3 protein-coding genes and 2 pseudogenes (1 of these 5 running past the window's edge) are annotated in these 4,285 nt (G+C 68.9%); 1 reads left to right on the top strand and 4 read right to left on the bottom strand.

All coding sequences use genetic code 11. From position 1 onward, the window contains the following. Positions 1-798, bottom strand: a pseudogene (locus ACFE99_RS11785) (circularly permuted type 2 ATP-grasp protein); the annotation flags it as partial. A 226-nt stretch (positions 799-1,024) separates the two neighbouring features. Between ACFE99_RS11785 and rpsT the strand changes: the two are divergent. Beyond that, on the top strand, positions 1,025-1,285 hold the full coding sequence (rpsT, locus tag ACFE99_RS11780; RefSeq protein ID WP_375485420.1) for a 30S ribosomal protein S20: 261 nt from the start codon (positions 1,025-1,027) through the stop codon (positions 1,283-1,285). A gap of 65 nt (positions 1,286-1,350) precedes the next feature. On the opposite strand, the gene holA is transcribed toward rpsT, so the two are convergent. The 3 genes and pseudogenes from holA to ACFE99_RS11765 form a co-directional block, all read right to left on the bottom strand. Next, positions 1,351-2,313, bottom strand: coding sequence for a DNA polymerase III subunit delta (holA, locus tag ACFE99_RS11775; protein ID WP_375485418.1), 963 nt, complete (start codon positions 2,311-2,313; stop codon positions 1,351-1,353). Continuing rightward, positions 2,310-3,845: a ComEC/Rec2 family competence protein gene (locus tag ACFE99_RS11770; protein ID WP_375485423.1), complete on the bottom strand. Its 1,536-nt coding sequence runs from the start codon at positions 3,843-3,845 to the stop codon at positions 2,310-2,312. Before ACFE99_RS11770 ends, holA begins: the two co-directional genes overlap by 4 nt. 47 nt (positions 3,846-3,892) lie before the next feature. After that, positions 3,893-4,285: pseudogene (locus tag ACFE99_RS11765) on the bottom strand (ComEA family DNA-binding protein) (it continues 461 nt past the right edge of the window).

The following is a 4,285-nucleotide window of genomic DNA, read 5'->3' as shown; positions in this document are numbered from 1 at the left end:
GCGACGCGCGGGGTGCCAAGGACCCAGGTGTCCTTCGAACCTCCGCCCTGGCTGGAGTTGACCACCAGTGATCCCTCCTGCAGTACGACGCGCGTCAGACCGCCGGGCAACACCCACACCTCATCGCCGTCGTTGACCGCGAAGGGCCGCAGATCGACGTAGCGCGGAGCGAGCTTGTTTCCCACCCTGGTCGGCACCGTCGACAGCTGCATCACCGGCTGTGCGATCCAGCCCCGCGGATCGTCACGAATCTTTTTGGCACCGCCGCGCGTTCCGGAACTGCAGCGGGTCCAGGAAGGCGTCGTCGATGCGCCCGTAGATGACGTCGACCTGGCGCTCGCCTGCAGTCGTGCGCTTGTCGACCTGGTTGTCGCGACAGAACAGGTCGCGGCCTTCGACGAGATCGACGCCCATCTGCCGGGCCAACAGCGAATGCTCGAAGTACGCGGCGTTGGCCACCCCCGGGGGTGAGCACGACGACGGTCGGGTCGGCCTCATTGGTGGCCGCCGATTTGCGTAGCGCCCGCAGCAGATGCGCGGCGTAGTCGTCGACCGCGCGCACCCCACGGGATCAGGTCGAGCGGAAATGGCCGCTCCTGGCCCGATCACGAGAACGTGATGCCCTGATCGACGAATGCGCGGCCCAGTGCCTCAGCGCGCGCCTCCAGTTCGGAGGCGTCGGAGGGGGCAAGTTCGGCGTAGATGCCCCGGTACGGGGGCTCGGACATTGCCTTGGGGGTCGAACATCTCGTCGAAGGCGTTCGCCTAGCTGCCCGCGTCGTTGTAGCCGTCGAAGATGCGCTGTTAGCGCTTCGACGTTTGGCTGCGTGAATTCCGCCTGGTCTCGACGGACAAGCTGCGAACGCCCACTGAAGTATGCTGCACCACTGCGGCGGTTTCCGCAGGCCATGGCGCTCCGCTTTGAGAGAATGCCCCGCTGACTGATACCCTGGCTCGTCGCTGCCCAGCCGCCTGGGCAAACGCTGACACACCAACCCGCCGAGAACGACGAAGGAACTAGCGCGTGGCCAACATCAAGCAACAGGCGAAGCGCAACCGCACCAACGAGCGCCGGCGACTGCGCAACAAGTCGGTCAAGTCGTCGGTTCGCACGGCGATCCGCAAGTTCCGCGAGGCTGCCGAGGCCGGTGAAAAAGACAAGGCCGCGGAGATGCTGGTAGCGACCACCCGCAAGCTGGACAAGGCGGCCAGCAAGGGTGTGATCCACAAAAACCAGGCGGCGAACAAGAAGTCGGCGCTGACGCGCGTATACAACAAGATCTGAGCTACGCCCGGCTTGCCGCAGTCCAATTGGCCGCCTCGTCCTCGGGGCCGTCCCGGCCCGCATCGTCAGCGGACCGCTAGCTCGGCGACCTTCCTGACCGCGGCTTCCAGCGCGTAGTCGGCGTCCGCGGCGGCCCCTTTGACGTCGGCGTTGAGCGCCGCAACCAGTTTGATCGCCGTCGCCACCGTGTCGCGCGACCAGCGCCGTGCCTGTCGTTGGGCTTTCTGCACCCGCCACGGCGGCATCCCGACCTCCGCCGCCAGCCGGTACGGGTCACCGGACAGCGGCCCGACCCGGGCGATGGTGTGCACGGCTTCGGCCAGCGCGTCGGCGAGCACCACATGCGGCTCACCGCGCATCATCGCCCACCGCAGCGCCTCGGCGGCTCCCGCCAGGTCGCCGCTCACGGCTTTGTCGGCGATGTCGAAGCCTTTCACTTCTGCCTTGCCGCTGTGGTAGCCGCGCACTGCCGCGACGTCGACATCGCCGCCGGTGTCGGCGACCAGCTGCGAGCAGGCCGAGGCCAGTTCGCGCATGTCCGACCCCACCGCGTCGAGTAGCGCAGTGACGGTGTCGTCGTCGACCCGGACGTCCAGCGAGCGGAATTCGCCACGAACAAAGTCGACGCGTTCGCTGGCTTTGATGATGCGGGCGCAGGGGTGAACCTCGGCGCCGAGGTCGCGCAGCTGGCTTGCCAGTGACTTGGCGCGCCCACCGCCCGAATGCACCACCACCAGCACGGTGGCGGGTGGAATGTCGGCGGCGGCTGTGGCGATGAGCGTGGCCGCGTCCTTGCCCGCCTCACCTGCGGCATCCAGCACCACAACCCGCTCGTCGGCGAATAGCGACGGGCTCAACAGCTCGGCGAGCTCGTAGGCGTCGACATCACCGGCACGCACCCGGCTCACCGGCACATCGTCGGTGCCTGCGTGCTCACGCACCGATCGCAGTATCGCCGCGACGGCGCGCTCGACCAACAGCTCTTCTTCTCCCAGCACCAGATGTAACGGCGAAACCGCTGAGCTCACCCCACGATCGTGTCACGACCAGCCGACACCGACGCGCCGGACACCAGCCCCGACAACGCCCAGGCAAGCAGGCACACCACGGAAACTCCGGCGGCGGCCCGAAACCACCGCCACCGCCATAGCGCGACGACCAGCACGGCGCAAACGCCAACCAGCACCGCGCCGGGCAGCCCCGCAGGAACCGGCAGGCTGGCAGCCGGCACACCGGCCGCCCGGTGCGCGACGTTCAGCACCCACCACAGCTCGGGACCGGTGAAGCGGATCAACAGTTCTGCCGCCGCCGGCCAGAACATGCCAAGCGCGGCCGCCGCGGTGCCCAGCACGGTGATCGGCGCGATCACCGGCGCCGCGGCAAGATTGGCCGCTGCGGCCACCACGCTGACGCGCCCGGAGATCCCGGCCACCAGCGGCGCGGTGACCAATTGCGCGGCGCACGCGATACCAACGGCGTCCGCGAGCGGCTTGGGCCAGCCGCGCGACACCATGCGCCGGGACCAGACCGGCGCGATCACGACCAGAGCCGCCGTCGCGACCACGGACAACGCGAAACCCACGTCGACGGAAAGGTGGGGCGCAGCGACCATCAACACCAGCACCGCGGCCGACAAGCTCGGAATCGCTTGTCGCCGCCGGGAAGACAGCACGCCCAGCAGCGCGATGGCGCCCATCACTGCCGCACGCAGAACGCTGGCCGTCGGCTGCACCACGATCACGAACACCACCAATGCGACCGCGGCCAGCCCGACTGCCGAACGCGGACCGATCAGCCGTGCGCAGAACAACACCGCCCCGCAGACGATCGTGACGTTGGCTCCCGACACCGCCGTCAAGTGCGTCATGCCCGCCGCGCGAAAGTCCTGGCTCGTCATCGCCGTGACCGTCGATGTGTCGCCGAGGACCAGCGCGGGCAGCATGGCGGCCTGTGGGGCGGGCAGTACGTCCCGGGCGACCGCAGCGAACCGGTCGCGGACCGCATGCGCAGCCCGATGCACCGCCACGGCCTGGCCCATCGTCGGCTTTCCTGTCGCGTTGAGCGCTGCGACTGTCAGGTCCCGGCGGGTCGGACGGGCGATCCGCGCGGTGAAACGCACCGGCTGGCCCACCATCACCTCACCGAAATCGGCCGCCCGCGCGAAAACCACCACGCGGCCGGACATTTCACGGTCTGCCAGGCGCTGCAGGGTGGCGCGAAACAGCAGCCGGCCGCGACCAACCGATATCGCTGTTTCGTTCGGTGTGACCGTCACCGACGTGGCATGGCCGAACGCCTGGGTGATCGGGTGGTGATCGACCGCCTCGCTACGCAGTGCGATCGCGAACCCGAAGCCGGCGCCCACCAAACCGATGCCCAGCAGGCCCACACTGACCGTGCGAGCCCAGCGTGGCCCCTGACGACTCGCCGCATGCCAGCACAGCACACCGGAGAAGGCAACCAGCACAAGGCATGTCAACGCCGCGATCGTGCCGACGGGCCACATGATTCCGGCGGCCGTAACGACCCAGCTGATGAGCGCGGCCGGGACCAGGCGCAGGTCTAGCCGCGCCGATGCCGGATCGGCGCCAGGGTGTGGCACCAGTCTCAGACACGGACGAGGGGTCGCAGCTTGTCGAGCCGGGCCGGGCCGATGCCGTCCACTTCAGCGAGCTGGTCCACGCTGGTGAACTTGCCATTGGCCTCCCGCCAAGCCACGATCGCGGCGGCTGTCACCGGTCCGATGCCGGGCAGCGTGTCGAGCTGCTGCACCGTCGCGGTGTTGAGGTCGATCACCTCCCCCGGTTTCGGCGAGGCCGACCCTGATGGCTTGGCTGAGGTTACCGGTGTGCCCGGCGTTCCCGACGTCACCGAGCTGCCCAGCGCCGCGGGCTGGCCTTTGGCCGGCGCGATGCCGACGACGATCTGCTCGCCGTCGCCGAGCTGGCGCGCCATATTTAGCCCGACCGTGTCGGCGCCGTTCATCGCACCGCCGGCTGC

The organism is uncultured Mycobacterium sp., from assembly GCF_964249325.1.
Lineage (GTDB): Bacteria > Actinomycetota > Actinomycetes > Mycobacteriales > Mycobacteriaceae > Mycobacterium.
The sequence above is the reverse complement of the archived record's forward strand: the minus strand, read 5'-3'. Positions and strand labels throughout refer to the sequence as shown.